This is a genomic window from Moorella naiadis (nom. illeg.), assembly GCF_051020825.1.
Lineage (GTDB): Bacteria > Bacillota > DSM-521 > Neomoorellales > Neomoorellaceae > Neomoorella > Neomoorella naiadis.
In genome coordinates this window covers 1-26,694 of the sequence record NZ_JAXGFQ010000015.1, presented here as the reverse complement: position 1 = coordinate 26,694, position 26,694 = coordinate 1, and the positions used below count along the sequence as shown (strand labels likewise).

Annotated in this window: 32 protein-coding genes and 2 tRNA genes; 12 read left to right on the top strand and 22 right to left on the bottom strand. The window is 55.3% G+C overall.

Annotated elements, in window-relative coordinates; all coding sequences use genetic code 11:
• Window positions 1-25: 25 nt before the first annotated feature.
• Both SDD30_RS10665 and SDD30_RS10660 read right to left on the bottom strand, forming a co-directional pair.
• A complete protein-coding gene (locus tag SDD30_RS10665) occupies window positions 26-1,417 on the bottom strand; it encodes an aspartate aminotransferase family protein (RefSeq protein ID WP_434074904.1) in 1,392 nt (463 codons plus the stop codon).
• Between the two features lie 193 nt (window positions 1,418-1,610).
• Window positions 1,611-2,996 (bottom strand): radical SAM protein, encoded by a 1,386-nt coding sequence (locus tag SDD30_RS10660; protein WP_434074903.1) that lies wholly within the window; start codon window positions 2,994-2,996, stop codon window positions 1,611-1,613.
• Between the two features lie 236 nt (window positions 2,997-3,232).
• Here SDD30_RS10660 and SDD30_RS10655 point away from each other — a divergent pair, with 236 nt between their 5' ends.
• Window positions 3,233-3,466: a DUF1657 domain-containing protein gene (locus SDD30_RS10655; RefSeq protein WP_434074902.1), complete on the top strand. Its 234-nt coding sequence runs from the start codon at window positions 3,233-3,235 to the stop codon at window positions 3,464-3,466.
• A gap of 238 nt (window positions 3,467-3,704) precedes the next feature.
• Here the strand turns inward: SDD30_RS10655 and SDD30_RS10650 are convergent, their stop codons facing one another.
• Window positions 3,705-4,991 carry a stalk domain-containing protein gene (locus tag SDD30_RS10650; RefSeq protein ID WP_434074901.1) on the bottom strand — a complete coding sequence of 429 codons (1,287 nt, stop codon included), beginning with the start codon at window positions 4,989-4,991 and terminating at the stop codon, window positions 3,705-3,707.
• A 136-nt stretch (window positions 4,992-5,127) separates the two neighbouring features.
• Window positions 5,128-5,661 (bottom strand): ferritin, encoded by a 534-nt coding sequence (locus SDD30_RS10645; protein WP_434074900.1) that lies wholly within the window; start codon window positions 5,659-5,661, stop codon window positions 5,128-5,130.
• Between the two features lie 481 nt (window positions 5,662-6,142).
• Here SDD30_RS10645 and rbr point away from each other — a divergent pair, with 481 nt between their 5' ends.
• On the top strand, window positions 6,143-6,718 hold the full coding sequence (rbr, locus tag SDD30_RS10640) for a rubrerythrin (protein WP_434074899.1): 576 nt from the start codon (window positions 6,143-6,145) through the stop codon (window positions 6,716-6,718).
• A 12-nt stretch (window positions 6,719-6,730) separates the two neighbouring features.
• On the top strand, window positions 6,731-6,985 hold the full coding sequence (locus SDD30_RS10635) for a CPF_0552 family protein (RefSeq protein ID WP_434074898.1): 255 nt from the start codon (window positions 6,731-6,733) through the stop codon (window positions 6,983-6,985).
• A 393-nt stretch (window positions 6,986-7,378) separates the two neighbouring features.
• On the opposite strand, the gene SDD30_RS10630 is transcribed toward SDD30_RS10635, so the two are convergent.
• The 11 genes from SDD30_RS10630 to SDD30_RS10580 form a co-directional block, all read right to left on the bottom strand.
• Window positions 7,379-7,846, bottom strand: coding sequence for an Hsp20/alpha crystallin family protein (locus SDD30_RS10630; protein WP_434074897.1), 468 nt, complete (start codon window positions 7,844-7,846; stop codon window positions 7,379-7,381).
• A gap of 294 nt (window positions 7,847-8,140) precedes the next feature.
• Complete coding sequence (locus tag SDD30_RS10625; RefSeq protein ID WP_434074896.1) at window positions 8,141-8,662, bottom strand: flavin reductase family protein; 522 nt, start codon at window positions 8,660-8,662, stop codon at window positions 8,141-8,143.
• A gap of 17 nt (window positions 8,663-8,679) precedes the next feature.
• A complete protein-coding gene (clpB, locus tag SDD30_RS10620) occupies window positions 8,680-11,307 on the bottom strand; it encodes an ATP-dependent chaperone ClpB (RefSeq protein ID WP_434074895.1) in 2,628 nt (875 codons plus the stop codon).
• Between the two features lie 205 nt (window positions 11,308-11,512).
• Window positions 11,513-12,532: a DnaJ C-terminal domain-containing protein gene (locus SDD30_RS10615; protein WP_434074894.1), complete on the bottom strand. Its 1,020-nt coding sequence runs from the start codon at window positions 12,530-12,532 to the stop codon at window positions 11,513-11,515.
• Between the two features lie 27 nt (window positions 12,533-12,559).
• On the bottom strand, window positions 12,560-14,455 hold the full coding sequence (gene dnaK, locus SDD30_RS10610; protein ID WP_434074893.1) for a molecular chaperone DnaK: 1,896 nt from the start codon (window positions 14,453-14,455) through the stop codon (window positions 12,560-12,562).
• A 405-nt stretch (window positions 14,456-14,860) separates the two neighbouring features.
• Window positions 14,861-15,430 (bottom strand): flavodoxin family protein, encoded by a 570-nt coding sequence (locus SDD30_RS10605; RefSeq protein WP_434074892.1) that lies wholly within the window; start codon window positions 15,428-15,430, stop codon window positions 14,861-14,863.
• Between the two features lie 267 nt (window positions 15,431-15,697).
• Complete coding sequence (locus tag SDD30_RS10600) at window positions 15,698-16,165, bottom strand: ferritin-like domain-containing protein (protein WP_434074891.1); 468 nt, start codon at window positions 16,163-16,165, stop codon at window positions 15,698-15,700.
• Window positions 16,166-16,363: 198 nt separating this feature from the next.
• On the bottom strand, window positions 16,364-16,504 hold the full coding sequence (locus tag SDD30_RS10595) for a rubredoxin-like domain-containing protein (protein ID WP_434074890.1): 141 nt from the start codon (window positions 16,502-16,504) through the stop codon (window positions 16,364-16,366).
• A gap of 101 nt (window positions 16,505-16,605) precedes the next feature.
• Window positions 16,606-16,767: a rubredoxin gene (gene rd / locus SDD30_RS10590; protein ID WP_434074889.1), complete on the bottom strand. Its 162-nt coding sequence runs from the start codon at window positions 16,765-16,767 to the stop codon at window positions 16,606-16,608.
• A 277-nt stretch (window positions 16,768-17,044) separates the two neighbouring features.
• Window positions 17,045-17,422 carry a desulfoferrodoxin gene (locus tag SDD30_RS10585; RefSeq protein ID WP_434074888.1) on the bottom strand — a complete coding sequence of 126 codons (378 nt, stop codon included), beginning with the start codon at window positions 17,420-17,422 and terminating at the stop codon, window positions 17,045-17,047.
• 349 nt (window positions 17,423-17,771) lie between these two features.
• Window positions 17,772-17,861 carry a YvrJ family protein gene (locus tag SDD30_RS10580; RefSeq protein ID WP_434074954.1) on the bottom strand — a complete coding sequence of 30 codons (90 nt, stop codon included), beginning with the start codon at window positions 17,859-17,861 and terminating at the stop codon, window positions 17,772-17,774.
• A 504-nt stretch (window positions 17,862-18,365) separates the two neighbouring features.
• Between SDD30_RS10580 and SDD30_RS10575 the strand changes: the two genes are divergently transcribed.
• Genes SDD30_RS10575 through hepT form a run of 3 tightly spaced genes read left to right on the top strand, consistent with a single transcriptional unit; the run spans window position 18,366 to window position 19,589 of the window.
• Window positions 18,366-18,725, top strand: a complete 360-nt coding sequence (locus tag SDD30_RS10575) for a YbaK/EbsC family protein (RefSeq protein WP_434074887.1) — start codon at window positions 18,366-18,368, stop codon at window positions 18,723-18,725.
• Between the two features lie 3 nt (window positions 18,726-18,728).
• Window positions 18,729-19,145: a nucleotidyltransferase domain-containing protein gene (locus SDD30_RS10570; protein WP_434074886.1), complete on the top strand. Its 417-nt coding sequence runs from the start codon at window positions 18,729-18,731 to the stop codon at window positions 19,143-19,145.
• Window positions 19,146-19,148: 3 nt separating this feature from the next.
• On the top strand, window positions 19,149-19,589 hold the full coding sequence (gene hepT, locus SDD30_RS10565) for a type VII toxin-antitoxin system HepT family RNase toxin (RefSeq protein ID WP_434074885.1): 441 nt from the start codon (window positions 19,149-19,151) through the stop codon (window positions 19,587-19,589).
• Between the two features lie 82 nt (window positions 19,590-19,671).
• Here hepT and SDD30_RS10560 read toward each other — a convergent pair whose 3' ends face one another.
• From SDD30_RS10560 to SDD30_RS10540, 5 genes are all read right to left on the bottom strand, one after another.
• Window positions 19,672-20,307: a hypothetical protein gene (locus SDD30_RS10560; RefSeq protein WP_434074884.1), complete on the bottom strand. Its 636-nt coding sequence runs from the start codon at window positions 20,305-20,307 to the stop codon at window positions 19,672-19,674.
• Between the two features lie 91 nt (window positions 20,308-20,398).
• Window positions 20,399-20,542, bottom strand: a complete 144-nt coding sequence (locus tag SDD30_RS10555; RefSeq protein WP_434074883.1) for a YvrJ family protein — start codon at window positions 20,540-20,542, stop codon at window positions 20,399-20,401.
• A gap of 14 nt (window positions 20,543-20,556) precedes the next feature.
• Window positions 20,557-20,844 carry a hypothetical protein gene (locus SDD30_RS10550; protein ID WP_434074882.1) on the bottom strand — a complete coding sequence of 96 codons (288 nt, stop codon included), beginning with the start codon at window positions 20,842-20,844 and terminating at the stop codon, window positions 20,557-20,559.
• Window positions 20,845-20,922: 78 nt separating this feature from the next.
• The gene (locus SDD30_RS10545) at window positions 20,923-21,144 is read right to left on the bottom strand and encodes a DUF2922 domain-containing protein (protein WP_434074881.1); all 222 of its coding nucleotides are present in this window, start codon (window positions 21,142-21,144) and stop codon (window positions 20,923-20,925) included.
• A 135-nt stretch (window positions 21,145-21,279) separates the two neighbouring features.
• The gene (locus SDD30_RS10540) at window positions 21,280-21,507 is read right to left on the bottom strand and encodes a DUF1659 domain-containing protein (RefSeq protein WP_434074880.1); all 228 of its coding nucleotides are present in this window, start codon (window positions 21,505-21,507) and stop codon (window positions 21,280-21,282) included.
• A gap of 309 nt (window positions 21,508-21,816) precedes the next feature.
• Between SDD30_RS10540 and SDD30_RS10535 the strand changes: the two genes are divergently transcribed.
• From SDD30_RS10535 to SDD30_RS10525, 3 genes are all read left to right on the top strand, one after another.
• Complete coding sequence (locus tag SDD30_RS10535; RefSeq protein ID WP_434074879.1) at window positions 21,817-22,485, top strand: potassium channel family protein; 669 nt, start codon at window positions 21,817-21,819, stop codon at window positions 22,483-22,485.
• Between the two features lie 50 nt (window positions 22,486-22,535).
• Window positions 22,536-22,610, top strand: a tRNA-Gly gene (locus tag SDD30_RS10530).
• Between the two features lie 12 nt (window positions 22,611-22,622).
• A tRNA-Cys gene (locus tag SDD30_RS10525) sits at window positions 22,623-22,698 on the top strand.
• 136 nt (window positions 22,699-22,834) lie between these two features.
• Here the strand turns inward: SDD30_RS10525 and SDD30_RS10520 are convergent.
• Together SDD30_RS10520 and SDD30_RS10515 are read right to left on the bottom strand one after the other, a co-directional pair.
• On the bottom strand, window positions 22,835-24,022 hold the full coding sequence (locus SDD30_RS10520; RefSeq protein WP_434074878.1) for a tyrosine-type recombinase/integrase: 1,188 nt from the start codon (window positions 24,020-24,022) through the stop codon (window positions 22,835-22,837).
• Window positions 24,022-25,305, bottom strand: coding sequence for a hypothetical protein (locus SDD30_RS10515; RefSeq protein WP_434074877.1), 1,284 nt, complete (start codon window positions 25,303-25,305; stop codon window positions 24,022-24,024). Before SDD30_RS10515 ends, SDD30_RS10520 begins: the two co-directional genes overlap by 1 nt.
• A gap of 89 nt (window positions 25,306-25,394) precedes the next feature.
• Between SDD30_RS10515 and SDD30_RS10510 the strand changes: the two genes are divergently transcribed.
• The 3 genes from SDD30_RS10510 (at window position 25,395) to SDD30_RS10500 (ending at window position 26,614) form a co-directional block, all read left to right on the top strand.
• Window positions 25,395-25,619, top strand: coding sequence for a helix-turn-helix domain-containing protein (locus SDD30_RS10510; protein WP_434074876.1), 225 nt, complete (start codon window positions 25,395-25,397; stop codon window positions 25,617-25,619).
• Window positions 25,603-25,857, top strand: coding sequence for a helix-turn-helix transcriptional regulator (locus SDD30_RS10505; protein WP_434074875.1), 255 nt, complete (start codon window positions 25,603-25,605; stop codon window positions 25,855-25,857). The genes SDD30_RS10510 and SDD30_RS10505 overlap by 17 nt, the downstream gene beginning before the upstream one ends.
• A gap of 133 nt (window positions 25,858-25,990) precedes the next feature.
• Window positions 25,991-26,614, top strand: a complete 624-nt coding sequence (locus tag SDD30_RS10500; RefSeq protein ID WP_434074874.1) for a hypothetical protein — start codon at window positions 25,991-25,993, stop codon at window positions 26,612-26,614.
• Window positions 26,615-26,694: the final 80 nt, after the last annotated feature.

Sequence of the window (26,694 nt, the reverse complement as noted above, 5' to 3'; positions counted from 1 at the left end):
ATAGGGCTCCGGGGTGGGTGAGGTTCTATTTACGTTTCCACAGGGCTCCCAGGGCGGTCCTGGTGCTGCTCAAGGTTACCCCCAGGAAGCCGTGGCCGCGGATAACACTCTCCAGGGCTTTTAACACGTAATCGATTTCCTCTTCGCTGACGATCAGGGGCGGTTCCAGGCGGATGACGTTGGGGTTGTTCAGGGTATAAGCAGTTATTATCTGATGTTTATTTAGAAGCTCACCCGCCACCAGGGAGCCAAAGTACTCGCCCGCCAGTTCGTTGACCTTGCCCCGGGTTAGTTTGTCCAACAGTCCGCCCACCGGCTGGTTGAACTCCAGACCGACAATCAGGCCGCGGCCGCGCACGTCCTTGATTAAATCGTATTTTTCCTTGAGCTGCCGTAGCCGCGTCAGGAAATACTCGCCCCTAGCCGCCGCCCGGCCGGCCAGGTCCTGGTCAAGGATGGCCTGCAGGGCCGCCAGGCCGGCGGCTGCCGCCAGGCTGTTGCCGCCAAAGGTGGAGGTGTGGAGCAGGGCTTTGTCCATGCCGCCATAGGCCTTGTCCCAGACAGCAGCCCGGGCGATATAGGCACCGATGGGCATGACACCGCCACCCAGGGACTTGGCCAGGCACATAATGTCCGGGACTACCCCTTCGTGCTCGCAGGCAAAGAGATAACCCGTACGACCGAAGCCCGTCTGGATCTCGTCAAAAATCAGCAGGCTGCCGTAGCGGTCGCAGAGAGCCCGTGCTCCTTTAAGGTAACCATCGTGGGGGACAATTACCCCGCCCTCGCCCTGGATGGGCTCGACGATAAAGGCGGCCGCGTCCTGGCGGGCGAGTTTGGCCTCCAGGGCCTCCAGGTCGTCAAAGGGAACGGCCTCACAGCCCGGCAGCAGGGGCCGGAAGGGACGCTGGTATTTCTCCCGCCCGGTGACGGACAGGGAACCAAAACTCTTACCATGAAAGGAATTCTGGCAGTAAATAATCTTTTCCCGGCCGGTGGCCGCCCGGGCTAGCTTCAGGGCGCCCTCTACCGTCTCAGTACCGCTGTTGCTGAAAAAAACCCGCTCCAGGTCGCCAGGGGTGACCCGGGCCAGGTTGTGGGCCAGGGCCGCCGCCAGGGGGTTCAGGGAGGCCTGAAGTAAATTGGGCCGGCCCATGGCCTCTTTGAGTGCCGCCAGGACCGCCGGCGGGTTATGGCCCAAATTCAGGGCGCCGTAGCCGCCCAGGAAATCCAGGTAACGCTTACCCTCCCGATCCCAGACGGCCAGCCCTTCGGCCCGGACATAGGCCTTGTCAAAATCCAGCAGGCCCAGCATCCCGGCCAGGCCAGGGTTGATATAACGGTGGTAGAGATCCCGCGTTTCCTGGCGGCTAAACTGCAGGGCCGCCTCCAGTTCGATTAGATTCTTGACTGTCAATCCTCCCACTTGCCTTTCCATTAAATGTAGGGGAAGGGCCCGCCCTTGTCCCCCATGGGTATTAGCCGGTGACCGGGGCGGCATAAAAAATAAATGACCCTAAAGGGCCTTCCCTTTAAGGCCATTTTACCATTCCTACCCTGGCCTGTTCAATGGGTCCTGGGGAATGCGACCGGGGCACTACGACTCCTGGTCAATGGGCCCGGCAGCCCGCACCTACCGCCGCCCCGGCACCAGCTTGCCCTTGCTTTTGCCAAATCTGGTCGGCGACTTCGCCCCACTCCCGGGCGTAGGGGGCCAACTTAGCGGCGAATTCCGCCGCCGTCTCGTCGGCGTGGACCTGGGTCGCCCGGGCGCCGGACTCGGCCACCATCTCCCGCAGCATCGCCGGGTTGTCAATCAGGGGACAGGGCCGGCGCAAGTTGGTGTTAAAGGGCTGGCGCGCCTGGTAGGCGCGAAAGAGGGGATTCTGCAGGGCTTCCACTAGGCTGACGTCCTTGATATTGCAAGTGCTGTAGTGGACAAAGGCGCAGGGTTCTACCTCGCCGGCGGCGTTGATGTGGAAATAGCGCCGGCCGCCGGCGATACAGCCGTTGCTGGCCTCGCCGTCGTTCCAGAAGTCCACCAGGAAGAGGGGCTTGGTCTGGCGAAAATACTGGATACGGTCAAACATCCAGGCCCGTTGCTGCGGCGTGGCCATCATCTCCAGATCGACGTCTTTGCCGATAGGGATATAGGTGAAATACCAGCCAAAGGCCACGCCTTTAGCCACCAGCATATCAATAAACTCGTCACTACCAAGCTCCTCGGTATTGTTGCGGCTGTAAGTGACTGAGACGCCATAGACGACACCAGCCTCGCGCATGAGGTCCATGGCCTGCATCACCCGGGCAAAAACGCCTTTACCCCGGCGTAAGTCAGTTTTTTCCTCAAAACCTTCCAGGCTGAAGGCGACAGTAATGTTGCCCAGGCGAACCATATCGTCCACAAAGGACCGGTCAATTAAAGTACCATTGGTAAAGAGGTGGAAAACCTGGTCGGGGTGCTTCTCCGCCAGGCGGATGATGTCCTGCCGCCGCATCAGAGGTTCGCCGCCGGAAAGGACGATAAAATTAATGCCCAGCTTTTCTCCCTCGGTAATCACCCGGTCCATGGTCGCCAGATCCAGCTCCTGGGTGCGCTGGTAATCGCCCGCCCAGCAACCCAGGCAATGAAGGTTACACTTCTCCGTCGGGTCCATAAGGATAGCCCAGGGCACCGCGACCCCCAGCTTGGCCGCCCATTCCTTTTGCCGGGGCACACCGACAAAAGTGGAGTTGATAAAGAAGTCCATAGCCAGGCGCTGACGAATATTGGGATGGGTGGTGGTCAGCAACCGCCGGGCAAACTGGTACCAGTTGCCTTCCTTATTCTCCAGCACTTTTTTAACGTTTGCCACCATCTCCCGGTGGTAGGGGTCCCGGGCCAGTTTTTCGGCCAAGTTAATTAAGCGCGGGATATTCTTTTCGGGGTTATGAAGAATCAACTTTACCCCCTGCTCCAGCACCTTCTCGCCGACATAAGTTGCCGCCAAGTTCAAGATCAAGACCTCCTTTACCCCAGTAATAAAACACAAAAGGGTGATACCAACGTTTTTAACGTTAGCTACCACCCCCCGCTATACCCAAAAGACCAATTTTTGTTTTTATTATATGCCTTCCACCAAATTTGGTCAAGACCTCCCTAACGGGTAGAAATTGTTCGTTATTATTACCTCCAGCCAGGGTAAAACTAAGAAACGCACAGGGACCAAAACTGCAAAGGAGGCTGCATCTAATGACCATTGGTAGCCAGATGCACCAGACCCTCACCAGCCTGGAAGGCGCAGTAGCCGACCTGAAGTCCTATGCCCTGCAGACTGAGGACAAAACTGCCAAGAAGCAGTTCACCGACTACGCCAATCAGCTCGATAGTATTGCCCAGGGCTTAAAGGGCCGGGTCAACTACCTGGAAAGCCAGGAACCCCAGTACAAGGTCTTCCAGCAGGCGCAGCAACCCCGGCAGCAGTAGCGTCCCTTTGAGCATAGCCCCCGCCGGTGCGGGGGCTTTAAGATTAGCATGCTGCATACAGATACCTTTAGTAAAAACATATGCCGGGATGGCAAAGATTAGAAGCAGTAAGACGTGCCTCGCGCCATTAAGTGTCCTTGTAAAGTCGCTATATGCGCGATAGCTTATGGTTTCCTACCGGCCGCAACAAATAACCGGCCCGCGCAAACCGGCCGGTTACATCAACAGTCACTTTATTTCATTTAACTGCCAGGGCCTGCAGCCAGTAGTCGGCGATAATGCTCTGGCCATAGGTTATACCGGGAACCGCCCAGCGGGCGTTCAGCCCCTGCCAGGTGGGGGCGGAACCGCGCTGCACCAGGTTAAAGCGCGGGTCGTAGAGTTTTTTGCCCGCGGGCAAGGGCTTATTGGTGGCGTAGGCGTAAAGGTGCTGGATGTGGGCTTCGACGCCCACCTCCGGGGAGGCGAAGGTGGCGCCGTGTAAGCCTGGAGCAAACTGGACTTTGGTGGGGTCGGTGCCGTTCAAGGGCTCCTGGCCGGTGTTGGGGCTACCGGTGGCCCCCAGGCCGCAGTAGTTGTTCTGGGAGGGCTGGACGCTGCCGGTAAACTGCCAGTAGAACGTCTCCTTGGCCGCCTGGGCAAAGGCGATATCGCCCCGGATGCCGTATTCGGCGCCGATGCGGATATAGAGATCCGCCAGATCGGGGATGGGGAGCAGGTCCCGGTTATACTCTTGCCGCATCTTGGCCTGCAGGCGCGGCTTCTCCCCTTCAATCCAGGCCCGCAGCTGGGCGGCGCCGGCCACTGCCGGCCCCTGGATGGTGACGTCGGCCATATTTAATATTGTACCGTCGGGCAGCTTGACCTGCTGGTCGTACTTCTTTAGTTCTACCAGGGACTTGGCAAATTGCTGCAGCTGCTCCCGGCTGAAGGTGGAGGTGTCCATCTGCAGCAGATCAGTGGAATTGATAACCTTCCCGTCCAGCAACTTCAGGTTGGTCCGGTACCCGGCCAATTCTGCCAGGAGCTTATAGGTGGCGGATTTAATATCAACTGTATTACTGGCCGCCAACCAGTTGACCTCGCAGCCCAAGGCTTCACCCACTGCCCGCAGGGGGACCACCGTGCGCCCCGCCGGGGTTATGTAGGGCTGGCCATAACCGGCCGGGATTTGTAAAATCCGGCCGTCGATAAGGATCTGTACCGCTGCCGGTACCGGGTCGGGATTAGCCGGGGATGTTACCGCCGCTGCGTCAGGGGTCGTGATGAGGACCCGGTTAGCAGCCTCTTGCCACTCCACCCGGGCGCCGAGTTTTTCGCTGATGATCCGCAGGGGAACGTAGGTCCGGTCCCCCTTTATAAAAGCCACCTGGTCCCCCGCCGGTATGGCCAGGGGTTTATTGTCCAGCACCAGCTTCACGGCTTCCCCGGCGGCTACAGCCGGCACCGGCATGGCTAACAGGGGACTGACACATAAGAGCAAGGTGGCGATCTTTTTCCCGACACAGCGATTAATGGCAGGCACACCCTTTCTTGAAGGTTATTACGCGTAAGTAGCTATTCGCCACCTTACCCGGATTTTCCTGCCCGCCGGGTTAAGGCCCGTCAAAGTAAAAACAAAAACCCCGGCAGTCAAACTACCAGGGTTGGTATAACCGCCACTATTGATTTTTAGGCCCGGCGCCCGGCAGTCCTGCCGGCGGCGTGTAAACCCTTTGGCCCAGTTCATTATCCAACATCAACAAACCCATACCATCATTACCAATGAGATCCAGCTTGTGCAGTACCTTGACCAGGGTCTCCTCTTCCTCGGCCTGCTCGGTGATATACCACTGCAGGAAGGTACTGGTGGTATGATCCCGGACCGTCACGGCAGCCTCATAGAGTTCGTAAAAGGCGGCGGTCACGGTTTTCTCATGGGCCAGGGCGGCTGTAAATACCGCCGCCGGATCCTGATAAGCAGCCTCCGGTTGCGGGATCGCCCCCAGGGTGACCTGCCCGCCCATTTTGTGGACGTAATTAAACAGGCCTATGGCATGGTCCAGCTCCTCCTGGAATTGGACATAAAAGAAATGGGCCATGCCGTCCAGGTTCTGGTTGGCCAGGTAGGCCTCCATGGCCAGATACAGGTAAGCGGAATAGAATTCCCTGGTTACCTGTTCATTCAATTGGGCCAACAACTTCGCATCAGCCATGCTAACAGATCCTTTCGCTGATAATTATGGGGTAAAATAGTTAGTCTCCTGGAAGGCCGGTCCCTTGCTACGGTGCCGTTACCCTTTTTTAGTAGGAGTTACTATTTGCGTTTACAATTCGGCGCCAATCCTCTTTTTCCTGCTGGTTGATAAAAATTTTTTCGGCCCAGGTCTTTGCTGATTATTCCCCCGGCTACCCTTCTTCTCCACCTGCGGCGAAAAGCTTCTGGATTAGCACCCTACCGAAGGCAGGAAAGCCACGCTTTCGCTTTCTGGCAGGTCGTTCACCTAGTTACGCAGTAAAAGACGAATTCTTTGGCTATTGCTTTCACTCCTTTAGGCTCGTGGTGCCCCAGAAAGTTGTTTACAGTTGCCCTGGCAACATTACTCATGAGATTATAGCAATTACAGTAGGTCTTCCTTGACTTCCTAACTTTGGTAAGGTAAAATAACTTCAATATTAGTAAAAGGAGTGATTCCTATGTCTGCCCTCAAGGGAACCCGCACGGAGAAGAACCTGCTGACAGCCTTTGCCGGTGAGTCCCAGGCGCGCAACCGCTATACCTACTTTGCCAGCCAGGCCAAAAAAGAGGGTTACGAACAGATCGCCGCCATCTTCCTGGAAACGGCCGATAATGAAAAAGAGCATGCCAAACGTATTTTTAAATTTCTGGAGGGCGGCGAGGTGGAGATTAGCGCCGCTTTCCCGGCCGGTACCATCGCCAGCACGACGGTGAACCTGGGGGCTGCCGCCGCCGGGGAGAATTACGAACATACTACTATGTATCCTGAATTCGCCCGTATCGCCGAGGAGGAAGGTTTTAACGAAATAGCCGCCGTCCTGCGGGCCATCGCCCGGGCGGAAAGGGGCCACGAGGAGCGTTACCGGGCCCTGCTGGCCAATATCGAAACTGGCCGTGTTTTTAAACGCGACGGGAAGGTATTCTGGCGGTGCCGCAACTGTGGCTATATCCACGAAGGCAACGCCGCGCCGGAGGTATGCCCGGCCTGCGCCCATCCTCAGGCGTATTTTGAATTACAAGCCCTCAATTATTAAGGGGTGAGGTGAATGTCCTGTCCAACTGTAATGGCCATTCTGGTGGACAAGCGGCGGGAAACGGCGGTCCGGGTCCAAGAAATTCTCACCAAATACGGCTGTATCATCCGGACGCGCCTAGGACTCCATGAAACTGAAGCCTGCAGTGATGATGGTTTGATTATCCTGCAACTCTGCGCTCCTGAAGCTCAGGTCCAACAATTTAAGGATGAGCTCAATGCCCTGGAACGGGTGAAGGCCGAGGTCATTAACCTGGCCTTGGACTAATACCCTGGCCGCGCAAGAATAAAGCCTTGTACCCCCCAGCCAGCCTGGACCAGTTACCCTTTTAAACGGAAATCATTGACGCTCGTGGATGTGCAGGACTAGTGGCATAAGGTGCCTGCAGCGATTAAGAGCAGGGGTGCCTAAGTAGTTACGAGCCGTTTTATAGTGCACCGTTCTGAGGCTCGCTAATCTGCCCCACCTATTCAAGGAGCTACCCCGTTCTTAGCAACGAGGTAGCTCCTTTGAACATTTACCATTAACAAAAGAGCTGCATTTGCTAAAAGCAATTGCTATAGATTCAAGATCAAGGCGAAAACGACTTAACTCAAAACTAGATTGCACAGTGGAATCATTAAGAAAAATAGAAAAAGGAAAGCGGCCTTTCCTGGTTGGTTATTCAACCTTGATATCGATCTTTTTCTCTTTTTCCTCTTCCGCTTTGGGTAACTCTAGGGACAGGATGCCATCTTTGTAGGTGGCGACAATCTTAGCGGCGTCTACGCTCCCCGGCAGGGAGATGCTGCGCAGGAAGTTGCCGTAATAGCGCTCGCAATAATAGTAGTCTTTTTCCTGGCATTCCTTTTCCGCCTTGCGCTCGCCCTTAATGGTCAGGACGTTTTTACTGACAGCTACGTCGATGTCTTCTTTGTTCAGGCCAGGCAGGTCGGCTTTAATTACATATTTATCCTTCTCTTCATAAACCTCAATGGGTGGAGCCCAGGCACCACCCTCACCAGCCACCGGCCGCCGGCTGAGGGGGAACAGGGGGCTGGCGAGGTCCAGTATCCGCTCCCGGAGTTCCTCCAGCTCGCGGAAGGGATTCCAGGGAGTTAAACCACCACGATACCTTTCGATGGCCATAGCTTCAATCCTCCTTTTAGACTAGTATGGATGTGGGAAGTTACATCTCGCCGCTATGGGCGGCTCTTAGCGTTTCTTATAGGAAAAGGCCGCTTCCCTTCAAAAACTATATTTAGCAATTATCTTTCCCCAGGTGCCAAATACCGAACCGGCGCGCATGAAGTGGGGAAATAAAGCCTCCGGTTATTAGTAATCGCTCTGTTAGTAATTTGGCGCGTATCATTTCATTTAGCCAGACTGTATTGGTGCTAGCGTACAAAAAGATGGCTTTCGCTGGGCCGATAAGGATCTGCCTTAGCCAAAATATAGGGTCTCCGGGTTATATAAAGAAGCATTTTTCGGAACCGGCCACCGGTGCGCATGCTGATGATAGGAAGTACTCAGGGGTCTCCCCTCCCGGAGAACGCCCATGTTGGTTATCTGGCCGATAAAAATAGTCTGCTTGCCGGCCGTAAAGGACCCGGTGACCCTGGTTTCCAGGAAGGCAAGGGTATGGTCGATTAAATAGGGGATACCATTCCGGCCCAGTTCATAGCGCAAGCCGGCAAATTTATCGATCTGCCTTCCGGACTTATACCCGAAGCGTTCGATCAAAGCGAGGGGGGTGTCTTCGGCTAAAATCGAGACGTTAAAGGCCTGGCAACCGGTAATATACTCGTGGGTGAGGTTGGCTGTATTGATGCCTGTCAATACAGTCGGAGGCTCGGCGGCTACCTGGAAGACGATATTCGTCACCAGGCCGTTAAAGCGGTTGTCTTGACGGGCAGTGACAATATACAAACCGTAATTAATCAGGTTTAGGGGATTGGCTTCCATTGACTTACCCTTCTTTCCTAACTTGCTGTTTCTGTATCCGTTCCTGCAAGGGACTGCACCGTAAAATCGATGTTACCGTGGGCGACGGTTAAAGTTATGCTGTCCCCGGGTTTTATCTCACCGCTGACGAGCTTCCGGCTAAGGGGCGTTTCGACCTCCTGCTGGATGACCCTTTTCAGCGGCCGCGCCCCGTAGGTCGGTTCGTAGCCCTTGTTGGCCAGGTAGGTCAAAACCGCATCCTCCCAACGCAGGCTGCCCGGCAGGGTTTGCTGCAGCCTGGCCGCCAGGCGTTCCAGGAGCAGGGCAGTTATCTGACGCAGCTGGTCCGGTTTTAAAGCCTGGAAGACGATGATCTCATCCACTCGGTTTAGAAACTCGGGCCGGAAATGGCGGCGCACCAGGTCCAGGACGCCCTTTTTCATGGCGGTGAAATCGCCGCCCCTTTCCTGGAAGGCCAGGATCTCCTGGCTACCCAGGTTAGAGGTCATGATAATGATGGTATTTCTAAAGTCTACGGTCCGGCCCTGGCCGTCGGTGAGGCGGCCGTCATCCAGGATCTGGAGCATGACGTTGAAGACATCGGGGTGGGCCTTCTCGATTTCATCGAAGAGGACCACGCAATAGGGCTGGCGCCGAACGGCTTCCGTCAGCTGGCCGCCCTCGTCGTAACCGACATAACCCGGCGGGGCGCCGATGAGACGGGCAACGGTGTGCTTCTCCATATACTCCGACATATCCAGGCGGATCATCTGGCGTTCATCGTCGAAGAGGGCCGCCGCCAGGGAGCGGGCCAGTTCCGTCTTGCCCACCCCGGTCGGTCCCAGGAAAATGAAGCTCCCCACTGGCCGGTTGGGGTCCTTCAGGCCGCTGCGGGCGCGCAGGACGGCTTCGGCCACCGCCCGGACGGCTTCATCCTGGCCGATGACCCGCCGGTGCAGCTCCTCCTCCAGGTGCAGCAGCTTCTCCTTCTCCCCTGTCAGCAATCTGGTAACCGGGATGCCGGTCCAGCGGCTGACTGTCCGGGCAATATCCTCCTCATCCACCTCTTCTTTTAACAGCCGGTTGGTCTTCTGCTTGCCGGCAAGAAGTTCTTCCTCTCCTTTGAGCCGGCGTTCCAGTTCATGCAAGCGACCGTATTTCAGTTCGGCCATGCGGTTAAGGTCATATTCTCGTTCCGCCTTTTCGATCTCCGTGCGGGTTTCCTCGATTTCCCGTTTGAGCTGTCGCACCCTGGCGATGGCTTGCTTCTCCACCTGCCACTGGGCCTTCATGGCCTCGGCCTCACCCTTCAGGTCCTGGAGTTCTTTCTCGATTCTTTGCAACCTTTCCATGGAGGCCGTATCCTTTTCCTTTTGCAGGGCGGCGGCCTCGATCTCCAACTGCATCACCCGCCGGGTGATCTCGTCCAGGGCGACGGGCATGCTGTCGATTTCGGTGCGCAGGCGGGCCATGGCTTCATCCATTAAATCGATGGCCTTATCCGGTAAAAAGCGGTCGCTGATGTAACGGTCAGCCAGGGTGGCGGCCGCCACCAGAGCGGCATCCTTAATGCGGACGCCGTGGTGCACCTCGTAGCGCTCCTTCAAGCCCCGTAAAATGGAGATGGTGTCTTCTACTGAGGGCGGTTGGACGAGAACCGGCTGGAAACGCCGTTCCAGGGCGGCGTCTTTCTCAATGTGTTTACGGTACTCGTCCAGGGTCGTCGCCCCGACGGCCCGCAGTTCACCCCGGGCGAGCATGGGTTTCAGGAGATTGCTGGCGTCCATGGCCCCCTCGGCGGCCCCGGCACCGACTACCGTATGCAACTCGTCAATAAAGAGGATGATGCCCCCCGCCGCCTCCTGAACCTCCTTGAGGACCGCCTTCAGGCGCTCTTCGAACTCGCCCCGGTACTTGGCGCCGGCAACCAGGGAGCCCATATCCAGGGCGATGACGCGCTTGCCTTTCAAGCCCTCGGGGACATCACCGGCTACAATCCGCCGCGCCAGGCCCTCGACGATGGCCGTCTTGCCCACCCCCGGTTCGCCGATAAGGACTGGGTTATTCTTGGTACGCCGGGAGAGAATCTCGATCACCCGGCGGATCTCGTCATCGCGGCCGATGACCGGGTCGAGCTTACCCTCCCCGGCCAACCGGGTCAGATCGCGGCCGTAGCGTTCCAGTGCTTCATAGGTATTTTCCGGGTTGTCGCTGGTCACCCGCTGGGAGCCCCGGACGGCCCGCAGGGCCGCCAGGATGCCGTTACGGGTAACGCCCTCCCGCCGGCAGAGGTCCTTTAAGTCCCCCTCGCTTTCCTCCAGCAAGGCCAGCAAAAGGTGTTCCACACTGATATAATCGTCTTTTAATTGTTCGGCTTCCTTGGCCGCCCGGTCCAGGACCCGGGCCAGAGCCGGGCTGAGATAAAGGGAGCCCGCATCACCCGTCACCGCGGGTATCTTCTGCAGCAGGGTTTCCAGCCGACGGCGCAATTCCCGGCTGTCTACTCCGGCCTGGTCCAGCAGGCGGGGCACCAAGCCCTCGGTCTGGTCAAGCAAGGCCAGGAAAAGGTGACTGGTAGTTACCTCCTGGTGATGCCGGCCCGCCGCTAGTTGCTGAGCCGCGGCCAGGGCCTCGCGAGACTTTTGCGTTAAACGGTTAGCGTCCATAATAATCACCTACCCTTTTAACCAGAAGTTAGATGCTAGAAGTTGGAGGTGAGAGACTGGTAGGAACCGGCTGCGCCTGTTCTTTATTTAAGCTTATCATATCGCTGTTCTTATTTATTATTTGTACTGGTGTTGTCTGGTTGAGGGACGGCTATCCTTTAATAACAGGGAGACGATTGGTGCTAATAAAGACACACCAGGATCATTATTTGCTTCCACTCCGCCGTAATTCCTTTAGTTGCCGGTACAGGCTCCTTTCTTCCTCCGTCAACTCAGCCGGGATGTCGATAGTCAGGCGCACATACTGGTCGCCCCGCCGGCCGTCCCGGGTCGGCAGGCCCTTGCCCCGCAACCGCAGCCTGGTGCCGCTACGGCTGTTGGCGGGGACCGTTACGACTACCGGGCCATCCATGGTCGGCACCGGGAGTCTGGCTCCCAGGACGGCCTCTTCCGGCCGCAGGGTCAAGCCGGTTTCCACATCCCGGCCCTTGACGGTGAAGGTGGGATGGGGTAGCAGGCGAACGCGCAAATAAAGGTCGCCTGCTCCGCCCCCGTCCCGGCCCGGGCCGCCCTGACCCTTCAGGCGGATCCGTTCCCCGTCCTGGATACCGGGAGGAATCTTAACGGCCAGGATTCTGGTCTTACTTAGATTGCCGGTACCGCCACACCGGGCACAGATCTGGCCCCTACCGGTAACCCCCATCCCCCCGCAATCCGGGCAGAGGGCTTCCCCGGCCAGTTCCAGATCCCGGGTTGTGCCCCGGTAGGCTTCCTCCAGGGTGATGGCCAGCTCGCTTTCTACATCAGGGCCGCGGGCCGGCCGCCGGCGCCGGCGGCCCGGGCCGCTCCTGACGGCGGCAGGATTAAAATACAGGTCGCCGAAAAGGGTCTTGAAGAAATCACTGAAGTCGCTCCCGGCATCGGGCTGGAAACCGGCGCTGGTATAAAAATGGATGTCGCCCATATCCGGCGGCTGGAAATCCTGGCCGGCCTGCCAGTTGGCCCCCAGGCGATCGTAGCGGGTTCGCTTTTCCGGATCGCTCAACACCGCATAGGCTTCGTTGATTAGCTTGAACTTTTCCTCGGCTTCTTGCTTTTCTTTACCCGTGTGCAGGTCAGGATGCCACTGGCGGGCCAGCCGGCGGTAGGCGGCTTTAATCTCCTTGGGGGTTGCCTCCCGCTTGACGCCGAGTATCTGGTAGTAATCCTGGTAGGTCGCCGCCATGGGGGACCGCCTCCGTTTATTTAGCTTCTATTTCTCTTCGTATTCGGCGTCAACGACATCATCATTACCGGCGGGGGGAGTTCCCGGGTTGGTTCCAGATGCTGTTCTCCGTCCCGTTCCCGGCGCCGCCTTGACCCGGGCGGCTGCTAAAGAATAGGCTGCCTGCTGTAAATCGCTGTGCAGGGAACGGATGCGTTCCAGGGGGGCGTTTTCCTTTAAAGCCGCCCGCAGGTCGGCCAGGAGCTGTTCAATCCGGGCTTTTTCGTGCACCGGCAATTCTTCACCCTGTTCTTTTAACTCCCGTTCCACCTGGTAGGCCAGGCTGTCGGCCTCATTGCGGGCCTCGACCTCCTGCCGGCGTTTTTTATCCTCTTCGGCGTGGGCCTGGGCCTCCTGGACCATGCGCTCGATCTCGGCTTTGTCCAAATTGGTCGAGCCGCTGATGGTCACCCTTTGTTCCTTGCCTGTGGCCTTATCCCGGGCGCTGACATTTAAAATGCCGTTGGCGTCGATATCAAAGGTGACCTCAATCTGCGGGATACCGCGCGGCGCTGGGGCAATGCCCTCCAGTTTGAATTGTCCCAGAGAACGGTTATCCCGGGCGAGTTCGCGCTCGCCTTGAAGGACGTGGATATCAACCGCCGGTTGATTGTCCTCGGCCGTGGAGAAAACCTGGCTGCGCCGCACCGGGATGGTGGTATTGCGCTCGATAATCTTCGTCATCACCCCGCCTAGAGTCTCTACCCCCAGAGAAAGGGGCGTCACGTCCAGCAGCACGACATCCTTCACATCCCCGGTCAGGACCCCGGCCTGGATGGCCGCCCCGACGGCAACGACTTCGTCCGGGTTAACTCCCTGGTTGGGTTCTTTACCCAGCAGTTCGCGGATTAATTTTTGTACCGCCGGGATGCGGGTGGAGCCGCCCACCAGGATAACCTCGTCAATATCCGCTGCCGTCAATTTGGCATCCTTCAAGGCGGCTTGTACCGGCCCCCGGCAACGTTCTACCAGGTGATGGGTCAGTTGTTCAAATTTGGCCCGGGTCAGTTTGGTGTCCAGGTGTCGGGGGCCGCTGGCGTCGGCGGTGATGAAGGGCAGGCTAATCTGGGTCTCCATCAGGGTTGACAACTCAATCTTGGCCTTTTCGGCTGCCTCCACCAACCTCTGCAGGGCCTGTTTATCCTGGCGCAGATCAATACCGTAGTCTTTTTTAAACTCTTCCGCCAGCCAGTCGACGATGACTTTATCAAAGTTGTCGCCGCCCAGGTGGGTATCCCCGTTGGTGGCCTTCACCTCAAAAACGCCGTCGCCCACCTCCAGGATGGAAACGTCAAAGGTGCCGCCGCCCAGGTCAAAGACCAGGATGGTCTCGTTGGCCTTTTTGTCCAGGCCGTAGGCCAGGGAGGCGGCAGTGGGCTCGTTGATAATACGCAGGACCTTAAGGCCGGCGATTTTGCCGGCGTCTTTGGTAGCCTGGCGCTGAGCGTCGTTGAAATAGGCCGGCACGGTGATTACCGCTTCGATGACCTTCTCACCCAGGTATTTGCCGGCGTCGTCGACCAGCTTCTTTAAAACCATGGCTGAGATCTCTTCCGGCGCGTACTTTTTACCCCGGATCTCAAAGCGTACGGCGTCGTTGGGCCCGGCCACGACCTTATAGGGGACCAGTTGGCGTTCGTCGCCCACTTCCGAAAACTTACGCCCGATAAAGCGCTTAACGGAATACAGGGTATTTTCGGGATTCAAAGCTGCCTGGCGCCGGGCGATCTGGCCGACCAGCCTTTCGCCACCTTCTTTGAAGGCCACTACCGAGGGCGTCGTGCGCGCGCCCTCGACATTGGCGATGACGACCGGTTGCCCGCCTTCGATAACCGCGACCACCGAGTTGGTGGTACCCAGGTCAATACCTACTGCCTTGGCCATAATTATTCCTCCTATCGTTTAAAATTAGACCTTGTCCAGCTAACCCAGTACTATACCCGTGAGATACCAGCTATGTGCTTCAAGTCAGACGCCTATGTCGCTAACATGGCACCACCGTGCCTTTGACCTTTCTTGACTATTATATATCGTAAGCGGTAATAATTAGCAATAGCGATTTATGGTTTTATAAGCTGGTTTTTACCCTTTAAACTCACCATAGCCAATCGGGCCCTCACTTTCACTTTTTTGCTGGCATTTTTTGCATTACTCGGCTGCTGGTAAAAAAGGAATATAATCGGTGCCCTTGAGTTAAGAAAACCCGCAGCTTGTACCGCGGGTTGTTTGAGCCAATCGCTCCGCCAAGGATTATCATAAAAAGATTTACAGGGTGCGCCGCCTCGAGGATTAAGTTGTAACCAGGTCCCGGCCCAGCCGGAAGGCGGCTTCCATTTGGTCCGGGTGTTGGCGGACGGCGCCCGGCTCGTCAACGCCACGTACCAGCAGTTCCCGGCTATAGTCCAGATTCAGGGCCTTAAAGGCGTATTTGACCGTTAAAATCGAACCCAGAAACAGTTTTTCCCCCCGGGTGGCGCCCACGGCAATCAGGGCACCCCGGCCAGTACCCCCGACCCACTCAATTGGCTCGCCCAACCGGTAACGGCGATTCCAGAACACCTGGCAACGATCGATCAGGGCCTTCAGCTGGGCTGTTACCCCGTAAAAGAAGATGGGTGAAGCGATAATCAGGGCTCCCGCCCCGGCAAAGAGGGTAGCCAGGGAATCCATATCATCGCGCTGGATGCAACGGCCACGGCGGCAGTAATCGCAACCGCGGCAGGGATTAACCTGCAGGCTAGTCAGGATAATCTTTGTCGTTCGCGCCCCTTGCTCCGCCGCCCCTGCTAGGGCGGCGTCCAGCAGCAGTTCGCTGTTCCCCTGGCGCCGGGGGCTGCCGGCAATACCCAGTACTAACACCGCCTCACCCAATCCTTTCTTTGTTGCCCATCCCGGCGCTCCCGCCTGCCGGGTAAATCATACTAGGCGTTGCCCAGCGTGCCTTACGTTACTTCTGCCTTTGAACATTCAGCCAAGAGCATGCAACACTGGTACTAACGATAAGACCGCAGATATTTTTGCTCGGTTCCACTTCAAGATGGATAGCATGGTCGCCGTAATCTTTAGGCGAGTGCCGCTAACATTCCTGCCCGCTAATACCGGGCGGTTCCTCCCCGGCTACAGTTTTTACAGACTCTTCAAAGCGCTATGCAGTTCGCACAGATGGCGTCTTTCCTGGCGCAATAGCTCGTCCACCTGGGCTGCTTCCACTTCCGGTACCAACTTTTTCAACCCGCCGAAAAAGAGCAGTGAATCCTTTTCGAAACCCATGGCCAGTTTCAGAGCGTCTTGATCGTTGCTGATTTGCCGGGCCAGGTCCGCGGGGTTCAGCTCCCGGGGAAAGACATTATTATCAACCAGGGCTTGCATATATTCGGCATACTCCCCGGGATAAGTCTCCGGTGGGTCATAGGCCGCTACCCTGGCGGCCAGACGTTCAAAATCCAGGATGTGTTGCGCTTCTTCCCGGGCCAGGCGTTGAAAGAGCTTCTGCACCTGGTTATCCCGGGCGCCGGCGGCCATGTTCTGGTAAAAGGTGCGACCGTTTTGCTCGATGGCCCGGGCAAATTCAAAAACCTCGCTGGCGCGAAACACGATAGACCCTCCTTCGCAGGCAGAAAGCCCGCACTAATTCAATGCCAGGGGGCTACCGCCCTGCTCTGTTCCATAAGGCCGGCAGCCGGCGTGTCTCAATGTAACCTCGACGGTGCCGCCGTCCCCCCAGGGCCTCCGGATCAGACGCCAGCTTAAGGGGTCCATGCACGGCGGCCGCACCGTGAGGTTGTTAGTTGTTTATACGGTACCGCCGCCACAGTCGGGAATGTAGCAATTGGCATCGACAAAGCTGCATACCGACTGGCAAGCCGGGCATTTATCTGGCGGAATCTCCCCTTCAAAAGTATAGCCGCAAACGGAACAACGCCATTTATGCATTAGCGGTTCTCCTTTCTGGAACTATAAGCCTACAACCAAACTGTCAGCAACCTTACGCAGCAGTAAAAGCGAAGGTCTTTACCGAGATACTAGATATTCAATTACTCCTCCGGTTCAAAGGCTTCCTTGCCGGCGCTGCATACCGGGCAAACCCAATCATCCGGCAACTCGTTAAAGGGTGTTCCCGGGGCGATACCGTTATCGGGATCACCTTCTTCAGGGTCATAAACATAACCACAGACCGTGCAAGTGTACTTTTCCATCAAGCATCTGCCCCTTTCAAAACTAAATTTCGCCCGGGGTGATAGCACCCCGCCAGGAGGTGCATATTATACCAAAGTTCAAAGGCCGATTTCCTTCACAAAAGGTCCATGCCGCCCCCTTGGCACCCGCAGAAGGATGAAAATGGTAAAGAGCGCTATTTATAGGGTAGCAGGTTGCGATCAACGGCTACCATCCCTTGCTGGCACCAACCGGCGACACTTTTTATTGCTCTTGGGGGTTGCCCGAGTGGTAGGGTTACCTTTTAATTCCTTCCCCCTATACTGATTGCCAGTTGCCGTGGAGATTGCAGTAAGCGCGGGCCGTGGCCTGGCCGGCCGTAGTGCAGAATACCGCTTCGGGAGCGTCGCCAGGTTCCAAGTGCTGGCGCAGTACCTGGCCACCGGCCTGGAGTTCGATCCACTCGATATAGTGTTTTTCTTCCATGGGGTGGGGGATGCTGCCGACAGTTACTTTAAAACCGCCATCCACACCTGTCACTACAGGGACATGCTTTTCCTGGCTAGCGTCTACCGTGTTTTCACCCTGGAGGACCATAGGCTTGCCGCAGCAAACCAGGGCCCCGGTGCCGGGATGCAGGATGGTAGCGATATTGCCACAAACACTGCACTTGTAAACCTGACCAATCGCCGTCATTATTAAGTTCCTCCTTATAGTAGGAATTACTATTTGTAATTAGTATTCGCCAGTCATCCTCTTTTTCCTGCTGGTTAAAAAATTTTGGGGATTAAAGTTACTTTAAGCAGGAAGCTAAAAGAGGCGAGGGATTAAACAAATAATCCCTCGCCTCTTCGTCTGTCGCCTTTCCGATCCTGCCCGGCAATTTAAATGCTCCCAGAGACGCTGCCGGATCCAATTCGCTTCCATTCCTGGCATCACCTTCTTTTTGCTTTTATTATATCGGAACATTTATTCTGGAACAGGCGAAATTCCTCCTGCCGCATCAGAAGTAAGTACGGTACTCCCGTTACGAGGTCCGACCCGATCAGGTACCCTTCTCCAGGGTCCGAGCGAGATCATTGATGGCCACCGTCAGGTCGTCCAGCTTTTTCTCGATTCTGATCAGGAGATATATCCCAGTATCTTATTTTGGAAAGGCTATAAGGTAGATTTACTAAGAAAAAACGAGAAATATGAAGGAAAAAATATTGTAGATAATATATTTCGTCATGACGGTATAATATGAACTTCAGCAACGATTTTAAACGGATCGGCAGTGTAAGGATGGAAGTAAATATATTCCTATTTTAGAGAATGTTGGTCAAATTATACAGAAATGTTTATCTGAAACCCAGTAGCTTCGAGGCGAACAACGATGATAACGACGACAGGGACGCCAATGCTATCCAAGTAGCGTCTAAATTATCGATCCTGGTTCAAAAAAGCTAACTGTTCATGACCAGGCTTTCGCGCCTTTCGAATTTAAGCTTCTTTTTCGTTCAAAAAAAGTCTTTCCAGTCATACTGACATTTTTCTCAGTCCGCTTACACTATAACAATATCATAGTCTGGTAACAAGCAGCGTATATTCAGGTTGATATAAGCCGGGCTTTATGGTACTATAATTCGTAAAGTGGAAAATGATGTATGGAATAGCCAAGTCCATCCTCTTTCTCGTCGGCGAAGAGCCGGTGATGGTAGTCACCTGCGGGGACGTGAAGGTGAGCCAGAGCTGGCTGAAACAGCACCTGGTTGCTAAAGGCAAGGCGAAGATGGCTGATGCGGAAGCTACCGCGGCCATCACCGGCTTCCCGCTGGGCGGAGTCTGTCCCTTCGCCTTGCAACAGCCGGTAGGGGTACTTATCGACGCCAGCCTCAGGCGTTTCCCGGTGGTTTACATAGCCGCCGGCAGCCCCCGTTCGGCAGCGCCGGTAACGGTGGAGCAGCTCCTGGCTATAACCGGGGGCGAACCCTGTGATGTATGTATAGGGACCGGGTGATTGATGATGATCAGAATCCCTACCGACCTCATAGCAAAAACTGTTACCCCGGCTCTGAAGTCCAGGGAGGAAATAGCCGGGGCTTACTTGTTCGGTTCAGCCCTGGAGTTATGCCGTCCGGATAGTGATATTGATATCGGGCTGGTCATAGACCCTCTTGCCGGGCCGCCGGAGGAATACTACGAAAGGATAGCCAATAGTATAGCCAACCGCCTTTCCAGGCTTAACGGCCATCCTTTTGATGTTGTACCCTTAAATATAATAAACAGCATTTTCGCTTTCAAGGTAATAAAAAGCGGTCGCTTGATTTATAACGGCCGGCCGCTGATAGTTAGCGATTTCATTGAAAAAACAAGCCGCCAGTACGCCGAAAATTACCCACGTTACTGGGAAGCGCTCAAGATGATTGTGGGGGTGTAAGTTGTGGCTATAGATAAGGAACGGGTCCTGCAGAAAATCGCCTATATCCGTGGGCAAGTAAGCGCTATCGAAGAGCTGGTAAAAACTTCGGAACGACAAGAGATTCTTAATGATCCCTGGAAATTAAGGGGCGTCAAATACGCTTTACAAACAGCTATTGAAGCAGTAATTGATATAGCTTACCATATAGTTGCTAAAAAGTATAACTATCCTCCGGCCGATGCCCGGGATGCTCTGCGGGTATTAGAAAAAAATGGCGCCATTTCAACTGACGATTTTGATAACTATACCGCTATGGTAGGTTTTCGCAATCGTCTGGTCCATGGTTATCAGGAAATATCACCCGAACGATTATATGAGCTTATCACTAACCGGCTGGTTGATTTTGAGAGATTTAGCAAATCAGTTATGAAAATAATTCGTGCCGAGGAACATAAGAGTTAAAGACGGGCGAACTTCATTAATACAGCGAGGCGCTAAAACATCTGGTGCGGTATGAGTAAACTTAAAAAGCAGCCCCCTGCAGTCACAGGGGGCTGAATTTATCTTCCCGGCGGAGGATTATGACGTTGCCCTCGCGGCCCATCATCTGCACGGGGATAGTATTGCCGCCGGGTTCTACCAGCAGGCAGCAATTTTTTTCATACAGGACGGTACCGCTGGCAGTTAGTTTATAAAAGGTTTCCTGGCGGCGCTGGAGGGCCCTTTCGCCGTCCAGCAGGCGCAGGGCCAGGGTATCCATATTTAAAAGGCAAGGCAGGACCTGGTTACCGGGGAGGATCAGCCGGGTGCGAAAGAAGCCTTCGGCATAAGGCTCATAACTTTTTACCTTGCTGCCGACTAGGTAGCCTGTCCCGCCTTCATCGCGGCTGCGGGGCCGGCGCAGGCGTAAAGGTATAAGGACCATTTCCGGTCCCAGGACAATGGGGGCCAGGTGACTGCGGCCTTCCCGGGACCAAGCAGTATATTCCTGCCGCCAGGATACTCCCAGATGGGCGGCCAGGGCCTTCAAGACAGTCTTCGTCCGGCGGCGGTCAAGGAGTATCCGGCCGTCATCGAGCCAGACCTCGGTGTAGTTGCCGGCATCATCGCCGCTGCCGTAGACCGGCACCAGGCAGTTTAATTTTAGCCACAGACCTTGCTGGATCCAATTAGCTGGCAAGGATTCCACCTCCTACCTTTTAAACATATTATATGGGAACATACATTCGATGATCAAGAGGGGATTTATCACGGTTCGGGATAGCGGCAATTCAAGCGGGGGGTTTCAGGGTTCGGGCCAGCTCGTTTATAGCTATCGTCAGGTCATCGAGCTTTTTCTCGATGCGGACCAAAAGGTAAAAAGCAACCACCATCGGGAATCCGTAATTACCAATCTGCACCCAAAAGTTTTCCATAGCCAATCCCCTCCCTAATTTTGCTCCCGGTCATCCTGGCTATCCGGGTTGTTTTCCGGGGTCAATGGCCCGTTGCCAAAGGTCCATTCCCGGGTTACTCTTTCCCGGCTGTGATCCAGGAGTTCTGCCAGGGCGGCGGCACACTCGCCGCATAGGACCAGGTCGCCGATAAGGTTAGCGCCTTCCAGGACCAGAATTTTGCCTGCCAGGACCTGCTGGCGGTCGCAGCAATCGCAGCGTCCCCGGCGCTGCCGGGCGAAAGTAACCGGCCGGATCTGGTACATATTAATCACCTCACCCATAGTCGATGGCCGCCTCACGACCTTTAGCTGGACGGCCTCCGGGATATTCTGGCAATTAGCCCCGGAGGCCGGCAGGTTTTAAGCAGCGATAATATCGGTAACATCCCTGGTGACAATGCGGGCCCCAGTGATAGCCGTCAGGTCACCACCGGGCGAGGTAAAGATGTTCCTGGCCAGGATCAGCTCCATAGCAGCCCGGACCTCAGCCTCGGTAAGGTTTTCCCGGGGATCCTGGACGGCTAGGGTGGTCCGGCGGCCGGCAGCATTCTGGAAGATCAGTTCCAGGCGTTTGGTCGGCATAAGGGTTCACCTCCTTTCCCCTTTTCATTCCCCTTATTGGTTGACCAGTGTGGTCAGGGGGCCGGATCTTTTCCCGGTGCCAACCGGCGGCCAGGGAAAAAGCCGCCGGTCGCACCTGGACACCCTGCGGCCAGCCTAAGCGCCGGCGCTCAGGTCGCCTTCATTGGTACGGCTAATGGTGCTGACGGGGTGGACCTGCAACCCGCCCAAAGACTGGGCGATGTCGTAGACGTCCTGGTCGGTAGCAGCCGATTTAACGCGGTTGTAGGTTCGCACCCGGTAAAGGGGCTTGCCATTCGCGTCGGTACCGGTCTGGACCCGTAGTTGCATGCTGGAAGCCACCGGAGTGTTGACGACTGGCATTTTTCTCACCTCCCTTCGGACAGCTTTAGGATACCATGGTTACCTGGATTAGTCGAACATCTGTTTTGGACCTTTACGAAAATCCCTCCCTCTTCTCCTGCTTATTCCAGCCAGCCGGAGGCCTTATTCCCCGGCGGGACGAAGGGTAGCCGGTCGTAAAGCCGGGATAACCTCTAATCCGGCCAGGGTTACCAGGGGGCGTAACCCGGTGCTTGCAGTAACGGTGTCATGGAAATAAATTTAATCGTGTAATTATGGAAGGAAGAGCGGCCGCGGCGGCGAATAGATATATAAGAAAGGGGTTGGGTCATGAGGGTTGTAGTTGTAGGTGGCGGTAAAGTAGGCTTCCAGGTGGCCAGACAGTGCGCTGCCTGGGGATGCGACGTCGTCCTGGTGGAAAACGATCAGGAAAAAGGCGAGAAAATAAAACAGGAACTCGGCCTGCAGGTAGTCATCGGTGATGGCACCAGTGCCCACTTTCTTAAAAAAGCAGGCGCCGAAAAAGCCGATATCGTGGTCGCCGTAACCGATGACGACCAGGACAACTTGGTCATCTGCCAGCTGGCCGAACGCCAGTTTAAGGCCCAACGTACCCTGGCCCTGGTCAATAACCCGGGTAATGAAAAGCTCTTCCGCTGGTTGGGGGTTAACCAGGTCATCGGCCCGGCCTCCCTAATCCTGGGGCTTATCCAAGAAAGGGTGGATATGGACGCCACGGCTGCCATGTGGATGCAGGGGATTAAGGATCTCAAGATGATCCAGTTCAAGCTCGGTCCCGAGGCCCCCGTCCGGGGGAAAAAGATTAAGACCATCCCCTTCCCGAACGAGTGTATCCTGGTGACTGTTGTCCGGGGAGATTCGGCCATTGTCCCCTGCGGTAATACCGTCCTGGAGGAAGGGGATCTGGTCTTCGCCCTGGCCAACCCGGCCGTCCAGGCGGAACTGGAGTATATCCTGACGGGAAAAAGCGACGGTTAAACCTTGACAGGACCGGCAGCCCGTGCTATAATCTCCTATGCAATGAGCGAGCGGAAGTAGCTCAGCGGTAGAGCATCGCCTTGCCAAGGCGGGGGTCGCGGGTTCAAATCCCGTTTTCCGCTCCATTTTTATATCCTGGCGCGGTGGCGAAGAGGCTAACGCCGCGGTCTGCAAAACCGCTATTCGCCGGTTCGAATCCGGCCCGCGCCTCCAAGAAAAGTTAGACGCCGCAAGCATTTGCGGCGTTTGTCATCTCCAGTGAAATCAACGAAATTAGCGTAATGGGAGCAGTTTGGGAGCAAACAGGAACAACCGGAAGCAATGAAACGCAAAGTGAAAAGACAGGTTTTTAAGCCTGTCCCTTTTTGCTGCCATTTTTCATATGTTGGTAAGCCTGCTCAAGGCGGTCCGCCGCTTCTTTATCGGCGCTTCTGAGGTAATGCCCGTACAAATCCATAGTTATCGAAATGGTGCTGTGACCAAGGCGGCTGCTAATATTTTTAGCCTGCAAGCCCTGGTTGATCAACATGGTGGCCGCCGTATGGCGTAGGCCGTGGAACGGGAGAGGAGGTAACCCGTGGCGCTTCAGGAATTTACCGAACCAATTGCTGACCGTATTGGAGGACATGGGCCGCCCATCCCATGTTGTAAAAAACCTGTCTGAATCCTGCCACCTATCGCCGACCTTAAGGCGCGCTTCAAGCTGCTCTTTTCGGTACTGGCGAAGCAGCATCACCAGGAAGGGCGGCAAGGATAGTTTGCGGACTGATCCCTTCGTTTTGGGAGCCTTCACGAAGTTTCCCATGCCCGGCAGGTATTGGGCGGCCTGGCGGACCTCCAGGGTGCCATCATCAAGGTTGACGTGCTTCCATTCTAGGCCCAGCAATTCACCCCGGCGGAGGCCGGTAAACAAGGCCATAGTAACCATGACCCTATATTTTGACTCCTCTCCCTCCAGTGCTTGCAGGAGCGCAGCAACTTGCCATTCATCATAGCAGGCTACTTCTTTCTTCGGGACCTTCGGCGGCTTTACTCTGGAGGCCGGGTTAAAGGGGATTATTTGCCACTCAACGGCATCCTGGAGCATGGCCGAAATTAGACGGTGGTGGTGCAAAATGGTCTGTTCAGACAAGCCCCCCGGCCTGCCGTCTGTTCTGATCCCGGCCTCCTGTAAATTGGCATAGAACTCCAGCAGGTGAAGCGGCTTGATCTGTTCTAACTTGAGGTGCCCCAAGGCGGGCAGTATGCGCGACGCGAGCAGTTGCCGATAGCGAAACAGCGTTTTCGGCGCAAGATTGGCCTCCCCATAATCCTTGAGCCATCTTTCCGCGAATTCGGCAAGGGTTAGCTTACTCGGTTCGACATAGAGGCCCTTCTGCACTTCGGCCGCGAATTCGGCCAGGAGCTTTTCTGCCTGGCGCTTGCTGGTAGCCTCTACGGTCTTGCGGTAGACCTTGCGCTTTCCGTCCGGCCCGGTCCCGCCTGGCACATTGAGCCTCCAGGAATTTTCGCCGCGCCTTTCAACCCATCCGGCCATTAATTAGACCCTCCCTTATAGTTTTTCTTTGCGATAAATTTTTCTATTTCCGTTTTCAGTTTATCCTTTTCTCGGATTCCCTCGCTCCAAAGTCGGTTTATTTCGTCCTTGATCAGCTCGTACTCTTGCCCGGAGATTCTCCCCCTATTCTTCTGAGTGCGCCAGTAGGCAAGGACATTTTGCTTGACCTGGCCCCGGCGCTGGTGGCTGGGGTGGTACCACTTATTAAACGTGTGCAGGCCGCAGCCGCAGGCGCATTTCCTGAGCCCGCCGCCGCTCCAGATGATCCGGAGCAGCGCCAGAGAAAAAGCATCTTTGGGCTGGCCAATGAGGCGCAGGTTTCCCTGGGCGTCAACGTAACTCTTGTACTCAACATCGTTTAGGGTTCTCTTCACGTTTGCCAAGACCTCCCGCCTGACCCATGAAATAACCTTGTCGCGTTTTTTCCAGTCTGGAAATTTTGACCGTAGAATTATCCTGAAATCTTCGGTTTCGGGTATTTCTTCAACCTCCGGAACAAAGTAAAAGTAACCGGCGTAGTTGACTGTCATGTACTTCCATTCACGATCCGCAAGCGCTGTTATTTTTTGTTGAAGCATAAGCTCAAATTCGGAATCTCCGAAATAAAACTGAGATCTTTCGCGATTTTTCAGTACGTTGTATGCTTCCTGTACTCGCTGAAGAGGAACGATTAAAACGCGGTCCAAAACGTCATCCGGCAATGGGGTCTGCCCCGGCTGGTACCCCCAGCAAAGGGCGGCCCAGGACAAAAGCGCAAGCCTCTGGGCAATTTCAAGCCAGGATGCAGCCTTCTTTTTGAAAAGCGGTCCCCACCTGTTGCAGAACTCGGCGACCACTTCGGCCAACTCCCTCCTGGCTAAGTTACTTTGAACCAGGAGACGAATTCGACTTTCCGGCGTGTCATCAGCCTTTTCCCTTCTAAACCATTCGTCTTGAACGAATTTCAGCGCCAGCAAAACCATCTCGTCCGTAAACTGTTTCCCTAGTTCAACCGTTTCGCCCAGATCTTCCCACGTTATGTATTCCCAAAAGATGGGTCCCTCGTTTTTTTCGGCAAAGTGTAAAAGCGCTTCGATCCAGCTTAGTTTTTCTTTAAATTCCTCCTTCAGCCGGGGGTTTTTAAAAAGCGTTTTCCTTAGCGTGCGAAGTTCTTCCAGCCCCGTGTAATTCATTTGATAAGCTTCTGCCGGAGCTGGCCGCAACTCCACGCGGGCACGGCATTTCGGCTGCTTCATTTTTAAGGTTACCTGAACTTGGAGCATGCGCAGACCTCCGTTCGTATGCGTTCGTATGGTATTATTGACCTTTTTCTACATAGTACTGTATATTGGGGATAAAGTCAAGACCAGGGATGGTGAAGAAAATGAGCCGTCTTCGCGACGAACGCAGACGACGGGGATGGAGTCAATTTGAACTGAGCAAGCGGTCGAACATACATCCGATAGAGATCGGGCGGATAGAAAGGGGAATTGTCAAGCCGTTCCCAGGCTGGAGGAAACGACTCTCGGAAGCCTTGGGTGTGCCGGAAAATGAGCTTTTCGGGGAGGAGGGCAAAGGAGATGCAATCACGCGATAATTCCCATCAGGCGCTGCGCGAAACGATCACCGCCGGGGAAGCCGCAAAAATTCTGGGCATGTCGGAATGGTCGGTTTACGACTTAGCCAGGCGGCGGCTGATCCCGCATGTCCGGCCGGCAGGGATGCGGCGGGTGTTTTTCAGGCGTTCGACTTTACTGGCCTGGCTGGAGGCTCAGGAGGCGGCCAGCGTTCAGCAAAAAGAACCTGCCCTAGAAAAAATCCGGCGGCTGAAGTAGAGACCTGTATGACGGGCAATCGGGCGGGACGGCAGAAAAATTTTTGCCGTCAGCGCGCAGAGGAGTTTCTGTCTCTAACACATAAAATCGCCCGGCTGCTCGTAGCCGGGCCGAAGGAGGTAACAGAATTGTCATGTATATTTTATCACAGGAAAACTCCCCAGCCAACTCGGACTGGGAGTTAAGCTGGGGACCACGGTTTGAGGAACTACCTACTCTCCAGGAAGATATTAGCCGGGGTGACCGGTGGGAGAGGGAACAGGTGCCCTGGTGTGTTCGGGTAGGCGTGAAAAGTTGTCCAGTACTATTGCATGCGATTCTTTGGGACCTGCGTGGTAAGGCTTCGGCACTTACAACGATGGCAGCCGTGACCCGCTTCGTTGGCAGATGCGGCATAAGGGTTATCCAAAAATTGCCAGCCATTCACCGGCTTGAGCGTGATAGAAAAAAAGCTTTTAAAGCCGTGGATGAGCTGGCGTTGCTCAAATTTTCCCGGGGGCATTATGATTTTGGATTTCGGCTGGGGATTAATACTGTTTACCTCAATACCAGCTTTTTCCAATGGGTACACGCCAAAACCTGTGATTTGCTCCCGATTATGGGATTAGATTTATCGACCCTTGCCATGGTTGTCCTTGTGCATGGCCTTGCCCAAGATGAAGGATGGCTGCCGAAGATGTATTTTGACAAGATTTGCCAAGAGATTGATCATTTTAACGACTACCTGCTTGCTCGGTTAGAGGGTAATAACCAATAAATCTGCTATGATTCTGGTGCAAGAACCCCAAAATAACTAACTCATGCCAGGTACGCAATCGCTCTTTGACATCAAAAATG